The sequence below is a fragment of the Halorussus amylolyticus genome, from assembly GCF_004143485.2.
Classification (GTDB): Archaea; Halobacteriota; Halobacteria; order Halobacteriales; family Haladaptataceae; genus Halorussus; species Halorussus amylolyticus.
Window position 1 is genome coordinate 579136 of sequence record NZ_ML974131.1, and the last position, 24765, is coordinate 603900.

General features: G+C 69.1%; 24 protein-coding genes. 19 read left to right on the top strand and 5 right to left on the bottom strand.

All coding sequences use genetic code 11. The features are described 5' to 3' along the window. Positions 1-42 precede the first annotated feature (42 nt). From EKH81_RS06875 to EKH81_RS06920, 10 genes are all read left to right on the top strand, one after another. On the top strand, positions 43-501 hold the full coding sequence (locus tag EKH81_RS06875) for a DUF7310 family coiled-coil domain-containing protein (RefSeq protein WP_132057424.1): 459 nt from the start codon (positions 43-45) through the stop codon (positions 499-501). Continuing rightward, the gene (locus tag EKH81_RS06880) at positions 501-1073 is read left to right on the top strand and encodes a DUF7311 family protein (protein WP_132057425.1); all 573 of its coding nucleotides are present in this window, start codon (positions 501-503) and stop codon (positions 1071-1073) included. Before EKH81_RS06875 ends, EKH81_RS06880 begins: the two co-directional genes overlap by 1 nt. Then, positions 1045-2985 carry an ATPase, T2SS/T4P/T4SS family gene (locus tag EKH81_RS06885; RefSeq protein WP_132057426.1) on the top strand — a complete coding sequence of 647 codons (1941 nt, stop codon included), beginning with the start codon at positions 1045-1047 and terminating at the stop codon, positions 2983-2985. Before EKH81_RS06880 ends, EKH81_RS06885 begins: the two co-directional genes overlap by 29 nt. After that, complete coding sequence (locus EKH81_RS06890) at positions 2982-4625, top strand: type II secretion system F family protein (RefSeq protein ID WP_238392136.1); 1644 nt, start codon at positions 2982-2984, stop codon at positions 4623-4625. Before EKH81_RS06885 ends, EKH81_RS06890 begins: the two co-directional genes overlap by 4 nt. A 64-nt stretch (positions 4626-4689) precedes the next feature. After that, positions 4690-5841: an N-methyl-L-tryptophan oxidase gene (gene solA, locus EKH81_RS06895; protein ID WP_132057427.1), complete on the top strand. Its 1152-nt coding sequence runs from the start codon at positions 4690-4692 to the stop codon at positions 5839-5841. 66 nt (positions 5842-5907) lie between these two features. Further along, positions 5908-6372, top strand: coding sequence for a DUF7283 family protein (locus EKH81_RS06900; protein ID WP_132057428.1), 465 nt, complete (start codon positions 5908-5910; stop codon positions 6370-6372). Continuing rightward, positions 6353-6757: a DUF7285 family protein gene (locus tag EKH81_RS06905; RefSeq protein WP_132057429.1), complete on the top strand. Its 405-nt coding sequence runs from the start codon at positions 6353-6355 to the stop codon at positions 6755-6757. The genes EKH81_RS06900 and EKH81_RS06905 overlap by 20 nt, the downstream gene beginning before the upstream one ends. Next, entirely contained in the window at positions 6748-7608 is an 861-nt protein-coding gene (locus EKH81_RS06910) for a DUF7284 family protein (RefSeq protein ID WP_162224513.1), read from the top strand. Before EKH81_RS06905 ends, EKH81_RS06910 begins: the two co-directional genes overlap by 10 nt. Positions 7609-7627: 19 nt before the next feature. Beyond that, on the top strand, positions 7628-10738 hold the full coding sequence (locus EKH81_RS06915; protein WP_132057431.1) for a DUF7286 family protein: 3111 nt from the start codon (positions 7628-7630) through the stop codon (positions 10736-10738). Positions 10739-10772: 34 nt separating this feature from the next. Beyond that, positions 10773-11198: a DUF5791 family protein gene (locus EKH81_RS06920; protein ID WP_132057432.1), complete on the top strand. Its 426-nt coding sequence runs from the start codon at positions 10773-10775 to the stop codon at positions 11196-11198. Positions 11199-11271: 73 nt separating this feature from the next. On the opposite strand, the gene EKH81_RS06925 is transcribed toward EKH81_RS06920, so the two are convergent. Together EKH81_RS06925 and EKH81_RS06930 are read right to left on the bottom strand one after the other, a co-directional pair. Further along, complete coding sequence (locus tag EKH81_RS06925) at positions 11272-12462, bottom strand: DHH family phosphoesterase (RefSeq protein WP_132057433.1); 1191 nt, start codon at positions 12460-12462, stop codon at positions 11272-11274. Between the two features lie 59 nt (positions 12463-12521). Continuing rightward, complete coding sequence (locus EKH81_RS06930; RefSeq protein WP_132057434.1) at positions 12522-13439, bottom strand: SDR family oxidoreductase; 918 nt, start codon at positions 13437-13439, stop codon at positions 12522-12524. Between the two features lie 68 nt (positions 13440-13507). Between EKH81_RS06930 and EKH81_RS06935 the strand changes: the two genes are divergently transcribed. After that, on the top strand, positions 13508-14596 hold the full coding sequence (locus EKH81_RS06935; protein ID WP_132057435.1) for an aldo/keto reductase: 1089 nt from the start codon (positions 13508-13510) through the stop codon (positions 14594-14596). A 33-nt stretch (positions 14597-14629) separates the two neighbouring features. On the opposite strand, the gene EKH81_RS19285 is transcribed toward EKH81_RS06935, so the two are convergent. Next, positions 14630-14797 (bottom strand): HVO_0758 family zinc finger protein, encoded by a 168-nt coding sequence (locus EKH81_RS19285; protein ID WP_202935074.1) that lies wholly within the window; start codon positions 14795-14797, stop codon positions 14630-14632. A 128-nt stretch (positions 14798-14925) separates the two neighbouring features. Between EKH81_RS19285 and EKH81_RS06940 the strand changes: the two genes are divergently transcribed. Continuing rightward, the gene (locus EKH81_RS06940; RefSeq protein ID WP_132057757.1) at positions 14926-16086 is read left to right on the top strand and encodes an MFS transporter; all 1161 of its coding nucleotides are present in this window, start codon (positions 14926-14928) and stop codon (positions 16084-16086) included. A 136-nt stretch (positions 16087-16222) separates the two neighbouring features. Here the strand turns inward: EKH81_RS06940 and EKH81_RS06945 are convergent, their stop codons facing one another. Beyond that, a complete protein-coding gene (locus EKH81_RS06945) occupies positions 16223-16594 on the bottom strand; it encodes a DUF7522 family protein (protein ID WP_132057436.1) in 372 nt (123 codons plus the stop codon). Positions 16595-16733: 139 nt separating this feature from the next. On the opposite strand from EKH81_RS06945, the gene EKH81_RS06950 reads away from it, so the two are divergent. From EKH81_RS06950 to EKH81_RS06965, 4 genes are all read left to right on the top strand, one after another. Next, positions 16734-17837 (top strand): glycosyltransferase family protein, encoded by a 1104-nt coding sequence (locus tag EKH81_RS06950; RefSeq protein WP_132057437.1) that lies wholly within the window; start codon positions 16734-16736, stop codon positions 17835-17837. A 550-nt stretch (positions 17838-18387) separates the two neighbouring features. Then, positions 18388-19542: an ArsA family ATPase gene (locus tag EKH81_RS06955; RefSeq protein ID WP_132057438.1), complete on the top strand. Its 1155-nt coding sequence runs from the start codon at positions 18388-18390 to the stop codon at positions 19540-19542. A gap of 58 nt (positions 19543-19600) precedes the next feature. After that, positions 19601-19903 carry a CopG family ribbon-helix-helix protein gene (locus EKH81_RS06960; RefSeq protein WP_132057439.1) on the top strand — a complete coding sequence of 101 codons (303 nt, stop codon included), beginning with the start codon at positions 19601-19603 and terminating at the stop codon, positions 19901-19903. Between the two features lie 11 nt (positions 19904-19914). Next, entirely contained in the window at positions 19915-20403 is a 489-nt protein-coding gene (locus EKH81_RS06965) for a PIN domain-containing protein (protein ID WP_132057440.1), read from the top strand. On the opposite strand, the gene EKH81_RS06970 is transcribed toward EKH81_RS06965, so the two are convergent. Then, entirely contained in the window at positions 20400-21257 is an 858-nt protein-coding gene (locus EKH81_RS06970) for an SDR family oxidoreductase (protein ID WP_202935075.1), read from the bottom strand. The genes EKH81_RS06965 and EKH81_RS06970 overlap by 4 nt on opposite strands. A 202-nt stretch (positions 21258-21459) precedes the next feature. On the opposite strand from EKH81_RS06970, the gene EKH81_RS06975 reads away from it, so the two are divergent. The 3 genes from EKH81_RS06975 (at position 21460) to EKH81_RS06985 (ending at position 24757) form a co-directional block, all read left to right on the top strand. Beyond that, positions 21460-22149 carry a class I SAM-dependent methyltransferase gene (locus tag EKH81_RS06975; RefSeq protein WP_132057442.1) on the top strand — a complete coding sequence of 230 codons (690 nt, stop codon included), beginning with the start codon at positions 21460-21462 and terminating at the stop codon, positions 22147-22149. A 760-nt stretch (positions 22150-22909) separates the two neighbouring features. Then, a complete protein-coding gene (locus EKH81_RS06980) occupies positions 22910-23833 on the top strand; it encodes a rhomboid family intramembrane serine protease (protein WP_132057443.1) in 924 nt (307 codons plus the stop codon). A 42-nt stretch (positions 23834-23875) separates the two neighbouring features. After that, entirely contained in the window at positions 23876-24757 is an 882-nt protein-coding gene (locus EKH81_RS06985; RefSeq protein WP_132057444.1) for an endonuclease V, read from the top strand. The last annotated feature ends 8 nt before the right edge of the window (positions 24758-24765 follow it).

The following is a 24765-nucleotide window of genomic DNA, read 5'->3' on the forward strand; positions in this document are numbered from 1 at the left end:
CGACGCGTACATTTAAGTATCAAACCGGGACCAGTTCGGCGCATGTCCGACCTCGACGCGCTCGACGAGCGACTTCGCGCGGTCGAGCGCGCGCTCACCGACGCCGACCGCGACTTGACTGACCTCCGGGACGCCGCCAACCTCGCGCGCGAAGTCGAGTCGCTCGCCGAGCGACTCGACGAACTGGAGAATCGGGCCGACGACCTCGACGCCGCGACTCAGGCGCTCCGGGGCTACGTCGGCAACGTTCGCGCGGTCAACGAGGCGGTCGAGCGACGGGCCGACGCCGCGTTGGCGAAGGCCGAATCGCTCGAAACGGACGCCGCACCGTTCGAAACGGACGCCGAACCGCGCGATTCCGACTGTCGCTGCGACTCCGCGCGTCGATACGAACGTCCCCGTCGCCGCCCTGCCGTCTCGGACGGTTCAGATTCCGATACCGACCCCGGCCGAGACGACGGGGACGACGGCCTGCTCGCGTGCGTCGGGAATCTCCTGTAGTGCTCCGCACGGTTCTCGCGGTCGCGCTCGCCGTCGCGCTCGTCGCGGCCGCGACGAGCGCGCTCGATTCGGCCCGGACCGCCCGAAGCGAGCGCCTCACCGAAGCCGAACTCGACCGCATCGAAGCGGCCGCAGAGAGTCTCGTCAGCGAGGAGAGTCCTGCCGAACCCGGAACTCCCGGTCCTCGGCGCACGCTGACCGTCTCGCTTCCGGGCGAGTCGCTCACGACCGCCCCGGTGGCGCTCGTCGCGCTCGGCGGAATCCCCGGAGGAAATTCGGCGGCCGACACTGACGAGCGCGACGCGTTCGCCTCCCGAATCGACGGCGGTCGCCATCGCGTCCGCCGAGTCGGGTTCGACCTGCGCGCGGCGGTCCCGACGGAGAACAATCGCGGTTGGCGACTCGCTCCCGACGACGGACCGCTCGTCCTTCGAGGTGGCGAGACCCACCGGGTCGTCCTCCGACTCGTCCGAATCGACGGGCGACCGACCGTGGTCGCGAGCGCCCGGAGATTTAAATCCGAAGACGGGACCACCTCGCCCCATGCGAGACCTGCTGGCGCGATTTCGTGACCGCGAGGATGCCGCCTGCACCTGTGACCCCGTCTTCGAGGGCGACCGCCTCCTGCTCGACGCCGAGGGGTGTCCGGGCCGCGGCGACCTCGTCGCGCATCTGGACTGCCGAGCGACCGCAATCCGGGCGCTCGCCGACCGCGAGGCCAATTCCGTCGTGACCCGAACCGGCGCGCTCGAACGCGCCTACGAAGGCGATTCCGCCGCGCTCCTCGTCGCGGCCGGACGGTTCGTCGAGCGCGCCGCGTTCTACGACGCGGCGCTCGCCGACCGCGCCGCGCGCGACCCCCTCGGGGCCGCGCGCGCCGCAATCGGGCGCGCGGGTCCGGTGAGCGACATCGCGGCCGAGACGGGGATAGCGGAAGCCGCCCACCGAAACGGAGGCGAGGACTACGCCGACGCGCTCCGGGCGTTCGTCGGCCCGCCGATAGCCAAGGCGCGGGTCGCCGCGAGTCCGCCGCCCGACGCCGCACTCTCGGCCACTCGCACCCTCTCGACCGGCGCGACGGTTCGAATCTACGCCGAGTCCGGGCGCGCGCTCCGGACCTACCACCTCGAACCGGTCGAACACACGTTCGACGCGACCGCGCTGGAACTCTTGGCGCGCGCTCACGGCCTGCTCGCGGAGGGGGCGGTGTCGGGCGACCACGAGCGCGCGCCCGGACGAGCGGTTCGCCGGGTGTCCGACGGCCACGGAGACGAAAGCCGCGACGACCGCGACGTCCCGGTCGCGGACCTCTCCGCGGTCCTCGAAAAGCACACCCGCGGCTACGGCGTGTTGGCCGACTTCTTCGCCGACCCCGCGGTGTCAGACGTGTTCGCGACCGCGCCGGTCGGCGACAACCCCCTCCGAGCGACGGTGGACGGCGAGCGAATGCGGACGAACGTCAGGCTGACCCCCGAGGGCGCGGAGACGTTGGCTTCCCGGTTCCGGCGCGCGAGCGGTCGGGCGTTCTCGCGGGCGGCCCCGACCCTCGACGCGACCGCCGAAACCGCGGGCGGCACGGTTCGGGTCGCGGGCGTCACCGACCCCGTGAGCGACGGGCCGGGGTTCGCCTTCCGGGCGCACGACGAGACGGCGTGGACGCTCCCCGCGCTGGTCGCCAACGGAACCGTTCCGGCCGACGCCGCGGCCTTCCTCTCGCTCGCGGTCGAGCGCGCGGCCGCCGGACTCGTGGCCGGGCCGCGCGGCGCTGGCAAGACGACGCTCCTCTCGGCGCTCCTCTGGGAGATTCCCGCGCCGACTCGGACGGTAGTCATCGAGGACACGCCCGAACTCCCGGTCGCGGCGCTCCAGCGCGAGGGCGGCGGGCGCGACGTGCAGGCGCTCCGAACGACGACCGGCGACGGGCCGGGACTCGACCCGGCGGACGCGCTCCGGGCCGCGCTTCGACTCGGCGAGGGGGCGCTGGTCGTCGGCGAGGTTCGGGGCGAGGAGGCCGCAGTCCTCTACGAGGCGATGCGGGTCGGCGCGAGCGGCGACGCGGTCCTCGGCACCATCCACGGCGACGGCGGCGCGGCGGTCCGCGAGCGCGTCGTCTCGGACCTCGGCGTCCCGGCGTCGTCGTTCGCTGCCACCGACCTCGTGGTGACGCTCGAAACGACTCGGACTTCGGACGGGAAGCGTCGTCGAGTCCGGCGCATCGAGGAGGTCGTGGACGGAGACCGATTCGAGGCGCTGTACGAGGTTCGGGACGGGACCGTAGAATCGACGGACCGAATCGACCGGGGCGACAGTCCGCTGGTCGCCGCGCTCGCTCGTCCGGACGAACGCTACGCGGGCGTCCGCGAGACGCTCGCCGACCGCGCGGAACTACTCGAAACGCTGGCGCGCGAGGGTCGGACGACCCCCGAGGACGTGACGAGGGCGTCCGCCGAGCGCGAGGCCCACCGCGAGGGAAGCGAATCGTGACCCTCCGACAGTTGGCTCAGCTCTACCCGTTCCCGGTCGAGACCGACGCCGACCTCGAACGCGCGCTGGCGTACCTCGGCGCGAGTGTGACCGCCGAAACCGTCGTTCGCGCGGGGTACGGGACCGCCGTGCTTCTCGGACTCTGCGGAATCCTCGTGCTGGCGGTGGTCGGGTCGGTCTCGCTCGGCGCGATATACGCCGCCCGGCGCGGCCCCGTCGCGCTGGCCACAGCGCGACGGACCGCGGCGCTCGGGACCGCGCCCGCGCTCGTCGCTCGACTCGTCCTCCGGATGCGAATCGAACCGGTGAGCGAGCGCGCGGCGGCGTTCGCCGCGCGCTCGCACGGCCCGCTCGCGGCCAGCCTCCGCGAACACGTCCGGCGAGCGTCGGGCACGCCGCAGTCGGGACTGGCGGCGTTCGGTTCGACGTGGGCCGACTGGAATCCGCCGCTTCGGCGGGCGGTCCTGCTCGTGGCCGCGGCGGCCGACGCCCCCGCGAGTGACCGAAACCGGACTCTCGACCGAGCGATGGACGCCATCCTCGACGGCACCCGCGACCGGATGGCGACGTTCGCCGAGCGCGTTCGGGGTCCGACGACCGCGCTGTACGCCTTCGGCGTCCTGCTCCCCCTCGCGCTGGTCGCGGTGCTTCCCGCGGCGCGAGTCGCGGGGTTCCCGATTTCGGTTCCCGTGCTGGTGACAGTCTACGACCTGCTCCTGCCCGGTCTGCTCGTCGCCGCAGGCGCGTGGCTGTTGGTCCGGCGGCCCGCCGCGTTCCCCCCACCGGAGGTGTCTCGGAGCCATCCTTCGGTTCCCGACCGACGCTGGCCCGCTCTCGTCGCGGGTGCGGTCGCCGGACTCGTCGCGCTCGCCGGAACTGCTCCGCTTCCGGCGTGGACGCGCTGGCTCGGGGTTCCGGGGGCCGCGCTCGGTGCCACGTTGGTCGCGTGGTTCCGTCCGGTCAAACTGGTCCGAGACGACGCCCGCGCTGTCGAAGCCCACTTGACCGACGCGCTCTACCTCGTCGGACGACGCGTGAGCGACGGGAAGGCCGTCGAGTCGGCTATCGAGGACGCCGCCCCCGAAGTTGCGGGACGGACCGGCGAGATGCTCGGCGAAACCGCGAGTGTCCAGCGACGACTCCGAATCGGGGTTCGAGAGGCGTTTCTCGGCGAGTACGGTGCGCTCGCCGACGTGCCGAGTCCGCAGGCCCGGAGCGTGGCCTCGCTGCTGGCGCTGGCCGCCCGCGAGGGCCGCCCCGCCGGACGGGCAATCGTCTCGATGGCAGACCACGTAGACGACCTCCAGCGCGTCGAGCGCGAGGCTGGAAGAGAGCTTGCGCGCGTGACCGGAACGCTTCGGAACACCGCCGCGATTTTCGGCCCGCTTGTCGGCGGCGCGACCGTCGCGCTCGCCGACGCGATGGCGGGCGGGTCGCTCGGTGAACCGTTCCCCACGGCCGCGCTCGGCCTCGCGGTCGGCGGGTACGTCATCCTGCTTGCGGCGATTCTGGCCGCGCTCGCGACCGCGCTGGCGCGAGGGTTCGACCGCGCGCTCGTCGGCTATCGGGTGGGTCTCGCGCTCCTCGCCGCCGTCGGGTCGTTCCTCGCGGGGTTCGCGGGGGCCGGATTCGCGGTGTAGCGCGCTCGTCGAGCGCGCTTCGCTCTCGCGTAGAGTTATAGTTCGGGCGACTCAGATTCGAGGTATGACGACAGCAAACAATGACAGATACGATGCAATCGTCGTGGGCGTCGGCGGGATGGGAAGCGCCGCGGCGTACCACCTCGCCGACCGGGGTTTGGACGTACTGGGTCTCGAACGGTACGACATCCCACACGCACAGGGGTCCTCGCACGGCGGGTCGCGCATCATCCGACTCGCGTACCACGAACACCCGTCGTACGTCCCGCTACTCCAGTCGGCCTACGACGAGTGGGACGCGCTCGAAATCGAATCCGGGAGGACGCTTCTCCACGAGACCGGGTCGGTCGCGGCGGGACCGCCCGGCGACGAGATTTTCGAGGGCGCGCGCCGGTCGTGTCGGGAACACGACCTCGAACACGAGGTGCTGTCGGCCTCGGAACTCAACGAGCGATTCCCCGGCTACGACGTGCCAGCCGACTATCGCGCGGTGTTCCAGCCCGAGGGCGGCTTCCTGGTCCCGGAAGACTGCATCGTGGCCCACGTCGAGGGCGCGCAGGCTCGGGGAGCCGAGATTCGCGCCCGAACGCCGGTCCGCGACTGGACGCCCCTCGACGACGGCGGGGTCGCGGTCGAAACCGAAACCGAGCGATTCGAGGCCGACTCGCTCGTCCTCGCGGCCGGCGCGTGGACCGGGACGATGGTCCCCGAACTCGACCCGGTGCTGACGCCCGAGCGTCAGGTCGTCGGGTGGTTTCAGCCGGATTCGCCCGATAGATTCGCGCCCGATTCGTTCCCCGTATTCGTAGTCGCCACCGACGACACCGAGATTTACGGCTTCCCGGTCCACGACACGCCGGGCGTCAAAATCGGCAAGTACAATCACCGAAAGCAGGCGGTGGACCCCGACGAGATGTCCCGAACGCCGACGCCGACCGACGAGCGCGTCCTCCGAGACCCGCTCGACGCGTACTTCGCGGACGCCGCCGGGCCGACGATGCGACTCGAAACGTGCCTGTTCACGAACACGCCCGACAGCCGATTCGTCATCGACACCCATCCCGACCACCCGCAGGTCGCGATTGCGGCGGGGTTCTCGGGCCACGGCTTCAAATTTTCGAGCGTCGTGGGGTCGATTCTCGCCGACCTCACCACCGAGAGAGCGACCGACCACCCCATCGACGCCTTCGAAATCGACCGCTTCGAGCGCGACTGACGCCCTGCAGGACGACCGGCTTTCGCGGGCGTAGATTTAAATCCGAAGCCGGGACCAACCCGGCCCATGTTCGACGCACCAGTCGATGCGTGGTATCTCTGGGTCGGTGTCGCGGTCGCGAGCACCGTGGCGTTCGGCGTCGCGACGACGCTCCCCCGCGCGCCGCCGCCGGACGCCGCGAGCGTCGCCGACACGGTGGATTCGGTCGCCGCGAGCGACCGGCCCGCCACCGCGGTCCACCCGCTCTCGGCCGACGCGATTCGCGTGGGTTCGTACCGAATCTGGCTCCGAGACGACGGCGAGACCGGCCACGCGACCGTCACCTACGGACCGGTGACGCCCGTTCGCCGGGGAACCGCGCTCTGGGACGTGCTCCGGGGCGCGCCGCCCGAAACCGCGTTCGGCGACACGGCGGCGCTCCGGCGGGCCGCCGCCAACGCCGAGAACCGCACTCCCGAGTGGCGAACGACCGACGAACTGACGGTCCGAACGATTTCGTGGGAGGGCGTCGATGTCACGCTGGTCGGGTAGGGCGCAGGTCGAACCGCTGGCCGCGCTGGTCGCGGTGTTCGCGGTCGGACTCGCGGTGTCGGCCTACGCCGGAGTCCTCGACGCCGCGCTCCCGACGCCCGACCGAGATGTGGCGGAACCGACGGGCCAGCGCGTCGAGCGCGCGGTCACGGACGCCGGAGTGGTCGAACCAGACCGACTCGCAGATGGTCTGCACGCCGGACCCGACGGCTATCGGCTGAACCTCACCCTCGCCGCGGACGGCGAGACGTGGCGCGAGGGTCCGCCCGTGCCGGACCGTGCCGACGCTCCCGACGCTCTCGACACCGCCGAGTTCGTCGTGAGCGTCCGCGTCGGTCCCGGACGCGTTCAACCCGGACGGCTCCGGGTGGCGGTGTGGTCGTGACCCGCGCAATCAGCACGGTCCTCGACGCCTCCGTTTGCGTGCTACTGGTCAGCGCGAGCGCGCTCGCGCTCGCAAGCGCGCCGGTGGACCAGCGTTCGGACCCGGACACGGCCGACCGGACCGCGGAACTGCTCGCGACGAGCACCGCGCAGGTCGAGTACGAAGTCGGCGATTCGGCGAGTAGCGACCGCGTCGCGTCCCGAACCGTCCACGACACGCTGACCGGATTGCTCGCGACCGTCGCGGTGACGAGCGCCCGCGTCGGCGATTCGCGAATCGCCGACGCGGGCGCTTTCGAGCGAGCAGTCGCCGACCGGGTGAATCGGACGCTGCGGCGCTCGGAGACGAGTGCGCAGGTTCGCGCCGACTGGGAACCGCACTCCGATTCGACGCTCGGCGGCGAAGTCGTCGCGGGCGAGACGCCGCCACCTGACGCCGACGTACACGCCGCGACCCTCTCGGTTTCGAGCGACCTGCCGACCGTTCGGAGCGAAGCCGTCTCGGCGGCCCGCCGAGACGGCTTCGCGGGCGTCGCCCGCGTGGTCGCGCAGGGCGTCGTTCGCGGACTGTTCCCGCCGGGCGAGACCCGAACGGCGCTCGCGGCGCGGTCGGCGCGCGCCGACCGCGCCGCGACTCGATATCGGGAAACTGCGCGAGCGTTCGGCGGCGCACCGGGCGTCCGGCGGGCGCTCCGGGCCGAGAACGCGACGAAGGCGAACCGGGCGCTCGCCGATGGACTCGCGCCCGCGGTCGAATCGGACCTCAGAGCCGAGTTTCGAACGCCGACCGACGCCGCCCGAGAACTCTCGGTGGGGCGGGTCCGCGTGACCGTCAGGACGTGGTCGGCGTGACAGTCGGAGCGTGGTCCGAATGAGGCTGGCCGAGGACCGCCGCGGTCGAGTCCCCTTCGCGCTCGTGGGCGTCGTCCTGCTCGTCGGGAGCGCGGTCATCACCGCGAACCTCTCGGGCGGGCCGGAACCGCGAACCGACGACTCGGTCGGCACCGCCATCGACCGAACGACCGCCGCGACCAACACTGCCCTTCGCGGGGCGGTCGCCAGCGCCGGACGCGACGCCGCCCGCGCGCCGGTCGTCGAACCCGCCGACACACCGGTGGGGGGCGTCCTGAACGACTCGACGCCGTACCGCGACGCCCTCCGGATCCGAATCTATCTCGCGGCTCGGTCGGCGCTCGACGGGGTCGCGGTACGCTCGGGCGACGTGCGCGGGACCGCCTCGCTCCCGGCGACGCCGAACGAGAGCGCGCTCCGGACCGCCAAGCGTCGCGTCGAAATCAGTCCCGCCGGTGACTCCGAAAGCGCGGGACTCGCGGTCCGAATCGAGAACGTCACCGTCACCGCGAGTCGAGACGGGAGGTCGGTCGAGCGCGCCGACATTTCACCGGACCTGACCGTCGCGACCCCCGCTCTGGCGCTCCACGAGCGCGCCGAGCGATTCGAATCGCGACTGAACCGCGCCCCGCTCGAACCCGGACTCGGCAGGCGACTCACCGCCCGACTCTACGCGCTCGCGTGGGGTCGCGGCTACGCCCAGTACGGCGGTGCGCCCATCGAGAACGTGGTCGCGAACCGCCACGTCGAACTCGCGACGAACGGCGCGGTGCTCCGCGAACAGCGTGAGACGTTCGGGAGCGCCGACCCCGGCGGTCGCGGCGCGCTGGCGTGGGCGACCGCCCGCACGGGAGCCACGGACCTGCTCGCGGGCGTCCACAATCAGCGCGGAACAAGGCGGACGAAGCTCCTCAAAGCCGCGAACGAGCGGTATCAGGGCGAGAATCCGATGCCGGGCGGCGTCGCCGCCGACCTCGCCGAGGCCCCCGAGACCCGACCGGTCGGCGTGAACCGAACCGCCGACAGGGCGTTCGCAGAGTTCGTGGCGGGAGAGCGCGACCCCGGCTTCGACGCGACCCTGCGAGCGGCCTATCGCGTCGAGACGCGACTCGTCTCCGCGGTCCGCGAGACCGAGAGTGAACCCCGCCCGTCGCTCGATTCGCCGGGCGAGAACTGGACGCTCGAAGAACGGCGAGTCGAGACCGACGCCCGCGTCGAGGACGCGACCGGCCCGCCGCCCGACGCGCCCGCAGGGTATCATCTGCTGGCACACGAGACCCGGCGCGTCCAGCACACTCACTCGCTCGTCGGGACCTGGTCGAAGGGCAACGAGACCCGGCGAACCGTCGAACGCTGGACCGAGACGTTCGTCGTGCGCGTGGGTGTCGCTGGCGACCACCGCCTCGGCGATAGCAGCGACAGCGGTGACGGCGCTGGCGTCGCCAGCGCCGTCACCGCACCGCCGCGACCGGTCGCGGGCGTCCACGAGCGCGCTGGCGCGCTCGACGGCCCGAACCTCCGGGACGTTCCGGAGACTGCGACCGAGGAACTGGTCGCCGACCGCGGCGGCTTCGACGCGGTGGCTCGCCGGGCGGCCGACGGAACGCTCGATGTGCGCTCGCACGACATCACCGGAGAGCGCCCGGCCGACCTCCGGGAGTGGACCTACCGGGACCTCGCGGCGCTCCGCGAACGAGTCCGGAACGTCTCGGTCGAAGCGTCGCCGACGGCGGCGGTCTCCGACGAGGCTCCCCCGGCGACCCACCTCGCGCGCGAACTCGAAAACCGTCGGGACGAACTGGTCAGAGCGCCCGACCGCTACGACGGTGCGGCCGACCGAGCGCGGGTCGCGACGCGCGCGGCGTACCTCGACCGGGTGGTCGCCCGACTTCGCGACAGGGCCGACCGGACCAACGACACGCGGGCGGGCGTCGGCGACGCGCTCGCCGACGCCGGGGTGGACTTCGACCGCGCTCGGCGAATCCTCCGCGAGCGGTCGCGACCCGCGACCCCGCCAGCCGAACCGATGCCCGCCGACGGACCGGGGAGACCCGCAAATCTGCGCGTCACGGGCGGGCCGCCGTACCTCACGCTCGCCGAACTCGACGGCGAACACGTCTCCGCGATACCCGACGGCGAGAGCCGATATCCGCTCGCGGCCCGGAATCTGAACGTCTTCTCGGTACCGTACGGCGACGCCGCCGATTCGGTCGCGTCGGTTCTCGACAACGGGGGCGGCGATTCCGAGACAACCGACCTCCGAACAGCGGCGCTCGCGCTCCGGGCCGCGAACCGGACGCTCGACGCTCGGGCGAACGACACGCTCGCGGAGCGCCGCGACCGGCTTCACTCGGAGGTGTCGGCGTCGATGCGAGCGGTCCGCCGGAGCCTCGTCGCGGAGTTGGCGATGCCCCGGTTCGACCTCACCGAGACCGAGCGGACTCGCGCGGTCCGGGCCGGACTCGCGCGCTGGAACACGACCGCGGGGCGCGCGCTCGCGGTGACGAACGGGTCGGCGGCCGACGCCGTCGCGGCCGAGATACGCGACGAGCGCCCCCCGCTCCGGCGGGCCGACCGCGAGGACTGGGTGAGGGTCCGGACCGAACTCGCGTTCGAAACGAGTCGGACGGAGGCCGAGAACCCGACCCAATCGGCGGTGAACGAAACCGCCACGGTCGCCCGGAAGCTGGCCCGCAAAGCGGCCGAGAAGGCGCTCTCGGACGCCGCAGAGAACGCGAGCGAGCGGGTGAAAGACCGGTGGTTCGGCGAAGTGCTCTCGTCGGTGCCCGCGGGGTTGCCGGTCGCGCCGGTTCCGGGCTACTGGTCCGCCACGCTCAACGTCTGGGACGTGTCGGTTCGTGGGCAGTACGAGCGGTTCGCGGTTCGAGCGCCGCAGGGGTCGCCCGGAGCGTCAGGGGTGGGCCACGGGTCGGTCACGTACCTCCGGGAGAATCGCACGGTCCGTCTCGACGTGGACGGCGACGGTGCGACCGAGCGACTGGGTCGGAACGAGCGTCTCTCGTTCGAGACCGACACGGTCGTCGTGGTGGCCGTCCCGCCCGGCCCCTCGGGCGTCGGCGACACCGACGGGACGCGCGACGAGCGCTCGCCGGGATGGAAGCCGGAGTGAAACCCCTTTGAACCGCCGGGGCGTGCGTTCGGGTATGCTCTACGACGACATCGCGGACCCCGAATCGGTCACGGACGAGGAACTCCGGGCCGAGTACCTCTCGGAACTCACGGCGGTCATCGAGGCGGTCGGCGTCGATGCGGTCGCGGACGCGACCGACATCGACCGCGAGACGATAGCCGCCATCGCGGCGGGCGACGAACCGACTATCGAGGTGTCGGACGCGGCCGCAATCTTGGCGACGGACGACGAGACGCCGCCCGAGGACGCCATCCTGCTGGAGACCCGCGACCACCTCCTGATGGGGATGACGACCGCGGTCCTCGACGTGGACACCATCGCGGCCGAGATGGACGGGATGGACGCCAAGCAGATTCAGCAGAAAATCGAGGGTCGAGCGCCGATGACGCTCGCGGAGTTCTCGCGGCTCAATCGGTTCATCGCGAGTCGGCAACGCTGAGGCCCTGATTCGCCAATACCCGACGCTGAGACCCTGATTCGCCAACCCCCGGCGACGTGTGACCGCGGCGCGGTCACACGTCGCCGTTGAGCGCGGCGAAGATGTCGCCGGTCAGTTCGGCCTGCGACCACATCTGGGCTTCCGACCCGCTCGCGTAGGCCGCGCCCTCGACCGGAACTTGGCCGCCGCCCATCCGAGCGTGGCCGCCCGCGCTCGCGCCGGGAATGTCCTCGACCGCGGCTTCGAGCGCCTTCCCCATGTGGACGCGGTCGTCGCGCGACCGCCCGGAGAGGTGGATGGTGTCGTCGCGCCTGCCGCAGATGACGACCGCGGTCACCCCCTCCAACTGGAGGAGTTCGTCGGCGGCCTGGGGCACCGCGTCGGCGTTGTCGATGCGACCCACGTCGCTGACCGCGAACGACCCGCGCACGTCTCGGCCCGTGATGGCGCGAGACTTGATTTCCAGCACTTCGGCGCTGACCTGGGGGTTGGCAATGCGGTCGAGCAGGTCCTCGTCTACGCCTCGATACAGGTACGCCGCGGCCTCGAACTCGGCTTCGGTACACCCGTTCGTGAGATGCTTGGTGTCCGACTGGACGCCGTACAGCAGGCCGGTGGCGATTTCGGCGGGGACGACGAGGTCGTCTACGTCGGCCTCCGAGTCGTCGGGGCCGACCGGAACGCCGCCAACGTCTTCGAGATACTCGGCCACGATGGTCGCGCAGGCCCCGTAGTCGGTCCGCTGGTCGGTGAACACCTCGCCGGTCCCGTTTCCGGGGTGGTGGTCCACCACGGCGTAGGGTTCGACGTACTCGGCCCCCTGGAACCCTCGCGGGGTGTTGTGGTCCACTAAAATCACGTCTTCTGCGGCGAGTTGGCTCTCGTGGTCGATTTTACCGAGGTTCAGGTCGAGGACCGTGCGAAACGCCCGGTTCTGCTGGTGGCGTATCTGTCCGGCGAACTGGAGGGTCGCGTCCGTACCCGCTTCCGCTGCGAGGTGGGCGACGCCGATGGCGCACGCCATCGCGTCGGGGTCGGGGTTCGGGTGCATCAGGACCGCGACCTCGTCGCGCTTGGCGAGCGCGCGCTTGAGTCGCGCGCCCATCGGTCGGCGAATCCAGCGCACGACCAGCCAGACCGACGCCACCAGCGCGAGTGCGCCGAGGGCGGCGGCCCCCGCGAGTTCGGGCGAGGCCAGACCGTAGGCTTCGGCGGTTTCGGCGACCTGCCGAACCAGCGGTTCCGGGACGACCGGCAGTTCCATGTCACTCTATGACTACGCCGACCGACAAGAAATTTTCCCGACACGCGAAACTGGGCGTCTCACTCGGTTTCGCCCCGATGTGCATCGGTTTCACCCCGGCGCGCCTCGATTTCGTCGCGATACCCTTCCCGATACGTCGGATACGCGAACTCGTAGCCGAGTTCCCGGAGCTTTGCGTTCGAACACCGCTTGCTCGTCGTGAGCCGTCGGGTGGCGCGCTCGGAGAGGTCGTCCTCGGCGAGTCGCTCCTCGACGGTCTGCTTGGCCGGACGCTCGACATCGCACTCGTCGGCGAGCCAATCGGCGAACGTCCACTTCGACACCGGTTCGTCGTCCACGAACAGCACCACGTCGTCGCGCGCGAGGTCCTGCTCAAGCAGGAACCGAATCCCGTCCGCGATGTCGTCGCGGTGGACCATGTTGAGGTAGCCCTCGGTGACCGGTCCCTCCAGATACCGCTCGATTCGGGTTCGGCCCGGGCCGTAAATCCCGGCGAGTCGGGCGACCGTGCCTGCGATGCCGTACTCGCTCGGGAGTTCGCGTGCGATGCGCTCGGCCTCCGCGAGGACCTCGGTTTTCTCGGTCGTCGGGTCGAGCGGCGTCTCCTCGTCTACCCAGTCGCCGCCGTGGTCGCCGTAGACGCCCGTGCTGGAGGTGTAGACGAATCTCTCGGGCGGGGACTCTCGCGACCCGAACGCCTCGATTGCGCTTCGGAGTCCCTCGACGTACACCTCGCGGGCCGCCTCGGCGTCCCGGCCACCCGAACTCGCCGCGAACACCACGGCGTCAACGTCGGGGATATTTGCGAGTTCGTCGGCGTCGGTCACGTCCGCCCGAACCGCCTCGAAACTCGCCTCCTCGATTTCGTGCTGGCCGGATTCGGAGCGCCTGACTCCGATTGCGCGGTGGCCCGACGCGGTTAGCTGGCGACCGAGCTCGAGACCGACGTATCCGCATCCGAGTATCGCCACGTCCATGCGTGGAAGTTGGCGCGAGGCCGGATAATTCCCGCGGGCTTATCCCGATAGCCGGGCTACCTCCCAGTATGGCGAGTGCCGACGGAACGTACGAGTACAAACTCCAACACGGCGACAACTTCGGCCGGACCTACTTCCGGCGGTTCGGCGACCTCGCGATTTCCTCGCTCGGGGTCGGAACGTACCTCGGCGACCCGACCGACGCCGTCGATGCCGGGTACCGCGACGCCATCGCGACCGCGCTCGAATCCGGGGTCAACGTCGTGGACACCGCGATAAACTACCGGTGTCAGCGGAGCGAGCGCGCGGTCGGGGACGCGATAGAGAACGCCGACGTGGACCGCGAGGCGGTGTTCGTCTCCACGAAGGGCGGCTTCCTGCCGTTCGACGGCGAGCGCCCCGACGACCCCGGCGAGTACGTCCGCCGGGAGTTTCTGGAGACGGGACTCGTAGAGCGCGAGGGCCTCGCGCGCGGGAGCCACTGCATCGCGCCCGACTTCCTCGACGCCCAGTTGGACCGGTCGCTCGACAATCTCGGACTCGACAAAATCGACTGCTACTACGTCCACAATCCCGAAGCACAACTTCACGAACGGTCGCGCGAGGCGGTGTACGACCAACTCGAAGCCGCCTTCACTCGACTCGAAGAGCGCGCCGCCGCGGGCGACATCTCACACTACGGGGTGGCGACGTGGAACGCGTTCCGGGTGCCCGAGAGCGACGACCAGTACCTCTCGCTTCCGGAAGTCGTCTCGCGCGCTCGCAAGGCCGCGAAGGCCGCCGAGAACACCGCGACCCACCTCAGAGCGATTCAGTTGCCCTTCAACGTCTTCATGGCCGACGCCTTCACCGTCGAGTCCCACGAGGGTCCCGAGGGTCCGCAGAGCGCGCTCTGGTTCGCCCACGAGGCGGGCCTGAACGTCTTCACCAGCGCGAGCATCGCGCAGGGCGACCTCGCCGAGGGAATTCCCGAGGACGTTGCCGACCGACTGGAAGGCGACACCACCGTCCAGCGCGCCATCAACTTCGCCCGGAGCGCGCCGGGCGTGACCTCCTCGTTGGTCGGAACGAGCAGGCCCGAACACGTCGAGGAGAACGTCGAGGCCGGTCGCTTCGATCCGCTCGGGGCCGACGCGTTCGACGCGGTGTTCGAGTAGAGCCTTTCGTCTCCGTCGGCGTCCGTTTCGGTCCTACAGGTCCTTCCACTCGCTCCCACACCCGGGACACGATTTGACTTTCCCGACCACGTCCTCGTCGTCGCGCGTCGAGAGCGATTGGCCGCACTCGGCACACGAGAGTCGGCCGTAGGTGTCCTTCTCGACCTCCCCTGCCCGGAGTCCGCGGCGAATTGATTTCATCCCGATAGAGCTTGTAGCCAGAGGACGAAAAGTATGGGGGCTGTCGCGCCGGTTTCGGAAGGTTTGACTATCGGGTACGAGTAGTCCCACGCGTGTCACGTGGTCGGCTCCTCGTCTCGTTGAGTTCGATGGTGTTTCTGGTCAACCTCGCCCGAGTGGTGTTCGCGCCGCTGTTGGACCCGCTCTCGGCCGAGTTCGCGCTGACCGAGGGCACCGCAGGTCTCATCGCCACGCTCGTCTGGTTGGGGAGCGCGCTCCCTCGGATTCCGACCGGCTATCTGCTGACGTGGGTGCCGCGCCACCGGGTCATCCTCGGAACCGGCGGCGTGCTGACCGCCGCGTCGGCGTTCACCGCGCTCGCGGATTCGGTGGTCATGCTCGCGGTCGGCGCGTTCCTGATGGGGATGGCCAGCGGCGCGTACTTCATCGCCGCGAACCCGCTGGTCACGGAACTGTACCCCGACCGGGTCGGGCGCGCCATCGGCATCCACGGCATGGCGAGTCAGGTGGCGGCGGTGGTCGCCCCGCTGTTCGTGGGCGCGGCGCTGCTGACCGGGCCGCACTGGCGGACCGTGTTCGCCACGATGGCGGTCGTCGCGGCGATTACGACGGCCGTCTTCTACCGGACCGCTCGCCGGACCGACCTCCCCGACGCCGGGAGCGCGGACCGCGACCTGCTCGCGGCCGCGCGCCGCCAGTGGCCCATCATCGTCACCGGGGTCGCCATCCTCGGCGTGGCGAGCTTCGTCTGGAACGGCTTCTTCAATTTCTACGTCACCTACGTCACCGCGACGAAGGGCGTGGACGCCGCGACCGCGCGGACCCTCCTGACCGTGGTGTTCGCCGCTGGCGTCCCGGCGTTCCTCTTTACGGGCAGACTCGCCGACAGGGTCCCCCACGTCCCCCTCTTGCTCGCCATTCTCGCGGGATTCATCGCGTCGTTGCTCGCGCTGACCGCGGTCCAGGGCGTGGTCGCCGTCGCGGTCGTGACCGCGATTCTGGGCTACGTCGTCCACTCTCTGTTCCCCGCGATGGACACCTACCTCCTCGATTCGCTCCCCGACGAGAACCGCGCCAGCGCCTACGCGCTCTACAGCGGGTCGATGATGATAGTGCAGGCGTCGGGAAGTTCGGTCCTCGGCGCGTTCATCGAGGCGGGCTACGCCTACGACGCGGTGTTTCGGACGTTCAGCGGGGGTCTCGTCGTGATTCTCGCGGTGCTGGTCGTCCTCTACGCGACCGACGCGCTCCCGAAGGGCGGCGAGGACCCCTCGGTTTCCGGGAACTGAGCGTCGTTCCTACCGAGAGGTGAGAAAGGGACCGCCGATTTCGCGCCGGTCAGTCGTCGCCGGGCACGTCGGGAAACTGCGAGACGACGCGCTCGGTCTCGTGCCTCTCGACCGAAACCACTAATCGACCCCCGATTTAGAGCGTCTCACGACACGTTTCGACCGCCTGCGAGATCAGTTCCTCGTCGCCGTCGAGACCCACGAACACTGCCACGTTCTCGTCCCATCCCACGACGTTGATACCGTGTTCGAAGACGCGGGCGGTGAACCGGAGGCGTCCGAGCGGCGGGAACAGGTCGTTCTGGCGCGCTTCGGCGATGTTTTCGAGGACCATCTCACCGAATATCTCCTCGCGCATCTCGTCGGTGTACATCTCGTCGATGTCGTCGCGGATGTAGAAGATGTCGTAGGTGCGCTCGGAGACGTTTCCGACCGCCACGGTCCGCAGGCCATCGCCGATGTCGGATTCGAGAGCGTTCGCGAGGTCAGTCGCGTGACGAGGGTCCATATTTGATATACACGAATAGAGACCTATCAGTGTATCTGTCCGTACTAATCCGAGTATTCCGAAGCGAAGTACAACGTTGCTCTCGGACCGCCGTGCCGATTCCCTCGGCTTTTCAATCTCCCCGCCCAATTCGAACGCGATGGAGTACGGACAGGAGCGAATCGCCACGCTTCACGACTTGACCGGGCGCGTGCCGGACGCGCCCGCCGACCGCGCCGCGGTGGTCGTGCCGATGACCGAGCGCGAGTACGCCGGACTCGCCGCCGAGCGCGTCCTCTCGGAACTGGAGTCGCTCGCGCCCGGTCGGGTCGTCGTCCCGCTCCGCGCGCCGGCCGAGAAGGTCGCGGCGTTCTGCGACTGGCTCGCGGGCTTCGACCTCCTGCTCGACGTGGTGTGGTGCAACGGCCCCGGCGTCCGCGACCTGCTCGCCGACAGCGGTCTCGACGGCGCGGCGGGCAAGGGCCGGGACGTGTGGCTCGCGCTCGGCATCGCGTCGGCGACCCACGAGTACGTGGTCGTCCACGACGCCGACGCCAAGACCTACGAGGGTGCGGACGTGGCTCGCCTGCTCTACCCCCTCGCGAGCGGCTACGACTTCTCGAAGGGGTACTACGCCCGCGTCGAGAACGGCAAGCTCTACGGGCGGCTCTGTCGGCTGTTCTACGCGCCGCTGGTCCGGGCGCTCGCCGACGCCCACCCGGACGCGCCGATTCTCGACTACCTCGACGCCTTCCGATACGCGCTCGCTGGCGAGTTCGGAGCGACCGCCGACTTCGCCCGCGAAATCAGGGTCGAGCGCCGGTGGGGGCTGGAGGTCGGCACACTCGGCGAAGCGTTCGCCCGCGCCGGGTTCGAGGCCACCGCGCAGGTGGACCTGGGCCGGTACGAACACGACCACCGCGCGGTCTCGGGACCGACCGGTCTCTCGGACATGAGCCGACACGTCGCCGACGCCCTCCTCCGGGCGGTGGAGGCCCACGGCGTGACCCCCGACTACGACGACCTTCCCCGACGGTATCGCGAGGCGGCGAGCCAGTTGGTCGAGCAGTACGCCGCCGACGCGGGATTCAACGGACTCGACTACGATTCGGCCGCCGAGCGCGAGCAGGTCGAGACGTATTCGGACGCCATCGAACCGCCGGGCGAGGACGAGCGGCTTCCGGCGTGGAACGCGGTGGAGCTTTCGCCGGACGAGGTTTTGGGCGCGTCTGAAGCGGATATTCTGGCTGTTCGTGACGAGTGAGGGATTTGGTGAGCAAACGAGCGACGTTTTGACGGTATCGGTATGGAAATCCATCTCCACAGTACCGACGCTGAAATTCATCTCCACAGCATCGAAGCTAGCTACTCCCGGTACCTATGAGAAAGAAGCCCTCAGTCGTTGCTCGCTCCCTATCGGTCGCTCGCGCCTCCTTCGCCCTTCATCCGCCAGGGTCCCCACACCTCCCCACGCGCGCACCTGCGGTGCGCGGTGCATCCAACCGCAGAAGCCCGGACGAGTCTGGCGTTTCGGAGGCTACGCAGACTACGGGACGCGCCGCGCTTGCGCCCTCACGAGGGCGCAAGCGCACGCGGGGAGGCACGGGGGCGCGGGGCGGCGCGGTGCGGTGGCGGCGCAGTGCAATGCGTTGTATTGCACTGCAATGCGGTCTCATAGGTACCGGGTGTAGCTAGCTTCGGCCCGACAGAAAAAGCGGGTCGCGATACTCACCGAAGTGCGTCCACGAATATACGATCCAAAGCCGCTGAGAGAGACCGACGGGTACACAAGTCCCCGACACCACCCACGACACATGACCGAACTCGACGTTGAGGCTGTCGAGCGAATCGACGAGGCCGACGTGCCCGTGGGGGTCGATGCCCCCGAGTACGTCCTCTACGGGGGGAAAGGCGGCGTCGGCAAGACCACGATGGCGGCCGCGACGGGACTCGCGAGCGCCCGCGACGGCACGCCCACGCTGGTCGTCTCGACCGACCCCGCCCACTCGCTGTCCGACACCTTCGAGACCGAGATTCCCGCCGACCCCGAGCGAATCCGCGAGGACGCCCCGCTCTACGCCGCGGAAATCGACCCCGACGACGCTCTGGATGACGGGCAGGGACTGTTCGGGGGCGCAGGTGGGGGCGCAGGTGGGGGCGCAGGCGGGAGCGCGGGCGGAGACGCGAACGAGGGGTTCGCGGGCGACGACACCGACCCCTTCGGGACCGACGCGGAGACGGGCGAGACGGGCGGCCCGATGGGCGGTCTCGGCGGTCTGCTTGGCGGCGACCCCACCGAGGCGCTGCTCGGCGGACCGATGCCGGGGTCCGACGAGGCCGCCGCGATGCAGAAGCTACTCGAATTCATGGACGACGAGCGATTCGAGCGCGTCGTCGTGGACACCGCGCCGACCGGCCACACCCTCCGCCTGCTCGAACTCCCCGAACTCATGGACACGATGGTCGGCCGCATCATGAAGCTCAAACAGCGGTTTCAGGGCATGATAGAGGGGATGAAGGGGATGTTCGGCGGCGAGGACGTTGAACCCGAGCAGGGACTCGACGACCTCGAAGAACTCTCGAATCGCATCGAGCGACTCCGAGCGACGTTGCGCGACCCGACCAAGACCGACTTCCGGGTCGTGCTGGTGCCCGAGGAGATGAGCGTCTTCGAGTCCCAGCGCCTGCTCGCCCGACTCCGGGAGTTCGAGGTTCCGGTCGGCACCGTGGTCGTCAACAAGGTGATGGAGAATCTGGCCGACGTTGCGGCCGGGGCCGACACGGATGCGTTCGTCGCGCCGAACCTCGACTCGTGTGAGTTCTGCCAGCGACGGTGGAAGGTTCAACAGGACGCGCTTGCTGAGGCGCAAGACGTGTTCCGCGGCCACGACGTGAAGCGCGTGCCGCTGTTCGCCGACGAGGTTCGGGGCGAGGAGATGCTCCGACTCGTCGCGGCGTGTCTGGAGTAGCACCGACGGAAGCGTTTATGGCTGTGTACGTACAACGTCTGCACAGAAGTGGTCCGTGATGGGAACGACTCGCGTCAATTTCAGAATCCCGGAAGAGCTTCTCGATAGGGCGGATATCGCCGCCGAAATCACCCACAAGAACCGAACGGAAATCGTCAAGGAGGCGCTTCGGGAGTACCTCGAAGCGGTCGAAGACGACGAGGCGTTTCGGGAGGCGGTGGTCGAACTCTACCTCGACGACCGAATCGAGTTCGAGACGCTCCGCGAGTTCGTGGGCCGACAGGACGCCGAAGCCGTCAGGGCGTCGAAGACGCTCCTCGACCAAGGCGACGACCTCGCCGCCGACCTCGCCGACCTCTGAGGTGACCGACGGTGATAGTCGCTGATACGAGCGCGTTGGTTTCGCTCGCCACGGTCGGTCTCGTTCCGATACTTTGCGAGGAGTTCGACTGCCACACGACCGAGGCGGTGGCCGAGGAGTTGCGGGCGACCGCGGAGTACGACGACGTTTCGGGTGAGGCGGCACAGTCCGTGTTGGACCAGTTCGCCCAGATGACGATTCACGAAGTCGAAGCGTCCGAATTCGAATCGTCGCGAATCGACCGCGGGGAGGGCCGCTGTGCAGTTCTCACGCACGAACTGGACGCCGACTTCCTCGTGACCGACGACCTTCGGGCGCTCCCCGAACTCCAAACAGTCGCGGCGTCGAAGGTCGCAATCTCTCCCATCGTCCTCGAAGCGCTGGTCAGGCGCGACGTGCTCACGCGGGACCGCGCCAAGTCGGAGTTACGGCGAATCGCGAATCGACGGGACTGGCTCGAAGCGCCGATTTATCGGCGGGCGCAAGCGCTCCTCGATTAATCGTCCTCGTCGCCGCGACTCAGCGGATTCTTCGACGCGAGCGACACGACGAGTCCGTAGAGTTTGTCGCGTATCTTCGCGGGCACGAACCCGGCGAGGAGCGAGAGTTTCGCGACCTGTCCCACGGGATACCGGGCCGCCGGGTCGGTGACGTTCGCGGCGTCGAGAATCGTATCGCCGACTTCGCGGGGGTGTATCGCGCCGGGACCGCCGCCGCCGATGGCCTGCGTGTCGTCGAGGATTCCGTAGAGCTTCTCGTAGGCACCCGACCGGTCGAGACCCTCGATTTCCGAGGCGGCGCGCTCGACGAACGCAGTGTTCACAGGACCGGGTTCGACCAACACTACGTCGATGCCGTACTCGGCGGCTTCGGGCCGGAGCGCGTCGGTGATGCCCTCCATCGCGAACTTCGACCCGGAGTAGATTCCCATGCCCGGAACCGAGAGCCGTCCGGCGATGCTGGAGACGTTGACGATGCGGCCGGTCCGGCGCTCGCGCATGTGGGGCAGGACCGCGCGGGCGAGTCGGTGGGGACCGAAGACGTTCACGTCGAACTGGTCTTCGACGCTTTCGAGCGACACGTCCTCGACGGGGCCGAGTTGGGCGTAGCCCGCGTTGTTGACCAGACAGTCGATGCGACCCTCCTCGTCTATCATGCGCTCGACGACGCGCTCGATGTCGCCCTCGTCGGTCACGTCGAGCGTCGCGATGTTGCATCCTTTCTCGCCGAGCGCCTCGATGTCGGCGGGGTTGCGCGCGGTGGCGTACACCTCCCAGCCGTCTTGGAGGAACGCGAGCGCGGTCTCTCGCCCGATGCCGGACGAACAGCCGGTGATGAGAACGGTTTCTGTCACGTTCGCACTGTCGCGGCGCGGACAGTTAAATTTCGTCGCTCCGGAACAGGACAGTTCGCGGACGTGTTTCGCCCTTCGGAACGCCTGTCTACTTGAGGGGAGGACCGGGAAATCGGCCGACCGGATACCCTTCGCGCATATTCTTCTCGCCGGGGTATGACTCCGTGAAAAGCATAGGTGCGTGGGCCGACTACGACACGTCATGAAAAAGCCCGGTGAGGTCTTCGAGGACGCGAGCGTCTACGACCCCGGCATCGAGGCCATCGTGCCGCGGTACGACGAACTCCACGACGCACTCTTGAACGCGCCGCCCCACGACCGCGGGGCGTCGATTCGCGCACTCGAACTCGGTGCGGGGACCGGCGAACTCACGGCGAAGCTTCTCACCCGATTCCCCGAGAGTTCCGTCGTCGCGGTGGACCACAGCGAGGGGATGCTCGCGGAAGCCGACCGAAAGCTCGCGACGTTCGGCGACCGTGCGACCATCGAGGAAGGGGCGTTCCCCGACGACTACCCCGAGGAGTCGGACGCCTACGACCTCGTCGTCTCGTCGCTCGCTATCCACCACCTCGACGCCGCCGACAAGCGCGCGCTGTTCGACGCAATCGGCGACGCGCTCGTCCCCGGCGGGTGGTTTCTCAACGGCGACGTGATTCGGTTCGACGCGCCCCACCTCGAAGCCCTGTCGAGCGACATGATAGCGAACTGGGTGCGCTCGAAAGGGTGGGAAGAACAGGAGTTCATGGACATCTGGGAGGCCAGCGACGACTACGACGACCCCTCGACGCTGACCGACCAACTGGTGTGGCTCCGGGAGGCGGGCTTCGAGTCGGTGACTTCGATTTGGCAGTACTACAACTTCGCGGTCTACGGCGGGAAGAAGCCCGAGTAATCGGTGTTCTGCGTTGTGGATTGGTGTGGGAAAGACGGCGGGTGCGAATTTGAACGAGGTGACGGTACGATGTGACGGTACGAGGTGATGCGACGACGTGACGGTACGAGGTGACGGTACGAGGTGATGCGACGACGTGACGGTACGAGGTGACGGTACGAGGTGATGCGACGACGCGACGGTACGACGTGACGCTAGCGACTCCCGGTACCTATGAGACCGCACTGCGACCGCACCGCAACCGCCGGAGCCACACGCCTCCCCAGCCGATTCGCTCACTCCCGTTGGTCGTTCGCTCATCCCTCGCACGCTTTGGGCGCGGGTCAAACAACGACCCGCGCCAGCGCGCGCCGTGACCTACGGACGGGGTTTCGCGAATTTGCATTTTAAATGTGGCGCGCGCTGTCGGCCTCTGCGCGAGCGAAGTGAGCGCAGGCTCGGCGGACGCGGTGTGTCCGCCGGTGCCTCGTGGGCCGACATTTTCGCGCGAGGGATGAAGCGAACGAAGTGAGCGAATCGGTTGGGGAGGGCGTGGCCTGCGGTGCTGTGCGGTTCTCATTTGTACCGGAAGTAGCTAGCTTCTCGTGGACTCACACCGAATCTGACTCACACCGAATCCGACTCGCACTACTTCTAAAATCCCCAGTCCGATGCCGAGACCATCCGTCAGCTCTCAAAAATCCCACCGCCCGGACCCCAGACCTGCAACGCGAATCCCGAGACCCAAATCCATTTCAAGACCCGACCCAAAGAGCCACCAATGGCGAAGTGTGACGCGTGCGGCGAGCACGAAAACATGCCGTACAAGTGTCGGCGGTGCGGCGGCACCTACTGCTCGGCGCACCGGCTTCCGGAGAGCCACAACTGTCCGGGGCTGAACGAGTGGAACGACCCCGAGGGCGTCTTCGACAGCGGTTTCGACGACAGCGTGAACGACGGTGGCCGGTCGTCGGGTATCACCGACCGAATCGGTATCAACACCGGCGCTGGCGGTCCGCTCGGCTACTTCCGCGGGAACATGACGTTCGTGTTCCTCGGGCTGATGTGGATTACGTTCGCGCTCCAGTGGGTCGTCCTGCTGGTCGCGCCCGGGCTCCACGAGTTCCTGTTCGTGCTTCGGTCCGACCAAATTACGCACGTCTGGACGTGGTTCACGTCCATCTTCAGTCACAGTCCGACCAGCTTCTTCCACATCCTGTTCAACAGCATCGTGCTGTACTTCTTCGGTCCCGTGGTCGAGCGCCGCATCGGGAGCAAGAAGTTCGCCGCGCTGTTCCTGATTGCGGGCGCGGCCGCCGGACTCGCGCAGGTCGGCGTTGCGCTACTGATGGGCGAGTCGTCGGGCGTCCTCGGAGCGAGCGGCGCGGCCGCGGCCGTGATGGGCGTGCTGACCGTCCTGAACCCCAAGCTCACCATCTACATCTACTTCATCATCCCGATGCCACTCTGGCTGGCGACCACGCTGTTCGTCGGCTACTCGGCGTTCGTGAGCGCGGCCGGGGGCATCGGCGCGGGCGGGGTCGCCCAGTTGGCCCACCTCGCGGGAGTCGCCATCGGTCTCGCCTACGGCGAGAAGCTCAGGCGCGACGGCGAGCGCGCCCCACAGCAGTTGCAGTTGGGCGGCGGACCGGGCGGGCCGGGTCGCGGACCGGGCGGTCCCGGCGGCCCCGGCGGCCGGTTCTGAGACCGGTCGGGTTTCGATTTTCACGACGCCAGTTCATCCACCATGATTCCAGTTCGTCCCGAGTTCGTCCCCGACGCATCGCTCTCGCGCGAGGAGATGGAGCGCCTCCAGCGCGACATCGCCGACGAGGCCGTCTTCGCCGACGACTTCGCGTTCGACCCCGAAGCGGTCGCGGCCGAGACCCGCGACCCCGGCCAGACGGCGCTCGACGGCCAGACAACACTCGATGACCGGACCGAATCCGGCGGTCAAACCGAACTCGACGGCCGAACCGAATCCGGCGATTCGACCCGGCGGGTCGAATCGCCGGTCGTCGCTGGCGTGGACCAAGCGTTCGTCGGCGACCGCGCGGTCAGCGCCATCGTCGTCTCGCAGGGCGGTGAGGTAATCGAGCGCGTCCACGCCGTCGCGCCGACCGAGATTCCCTACATTCCGGGCCTGCTCTCGTTCCGCGAGGGCGGCGCGATTCTGGCGGTGTTCGAGGAACTGTCGGTCGAACCCGACCTCGCGGTCGTGGACGGGAGCGGTCGCATCCACTTCCGACAGGCGGGCATCGCGACTCACATCGGCGTGACGCTCGACCTGCCAGCAGTCGGTGTCGCGAAGAGTCTGCTCTGCGGCCGCCCGCGCGAGTCGCTCGCCGACCCGCTTCCGGCGGGCGCGCGGGTCGCCATCGAAGCCGACGAGAGCGTGACCGCGCCCGAGGGGACCGTCATCGGCCACGCCTACCAGTCGCGCCAGTATCCGAACCCCGAGACGCGCCACGTCAATCCGCTGTACGTCAGCCCCGGCCACCGAGTGAGCGCGGAGACCGCGACCGACATCGTGGGCCGCCTGTGCGCGGGCTACAAGCTTCCGGAACCAACTCGGCGGGCCGACTCGTACGCCGACGAGGTGAAGGCGACGGTCCGCGACGGGTCATAGGAAACGAG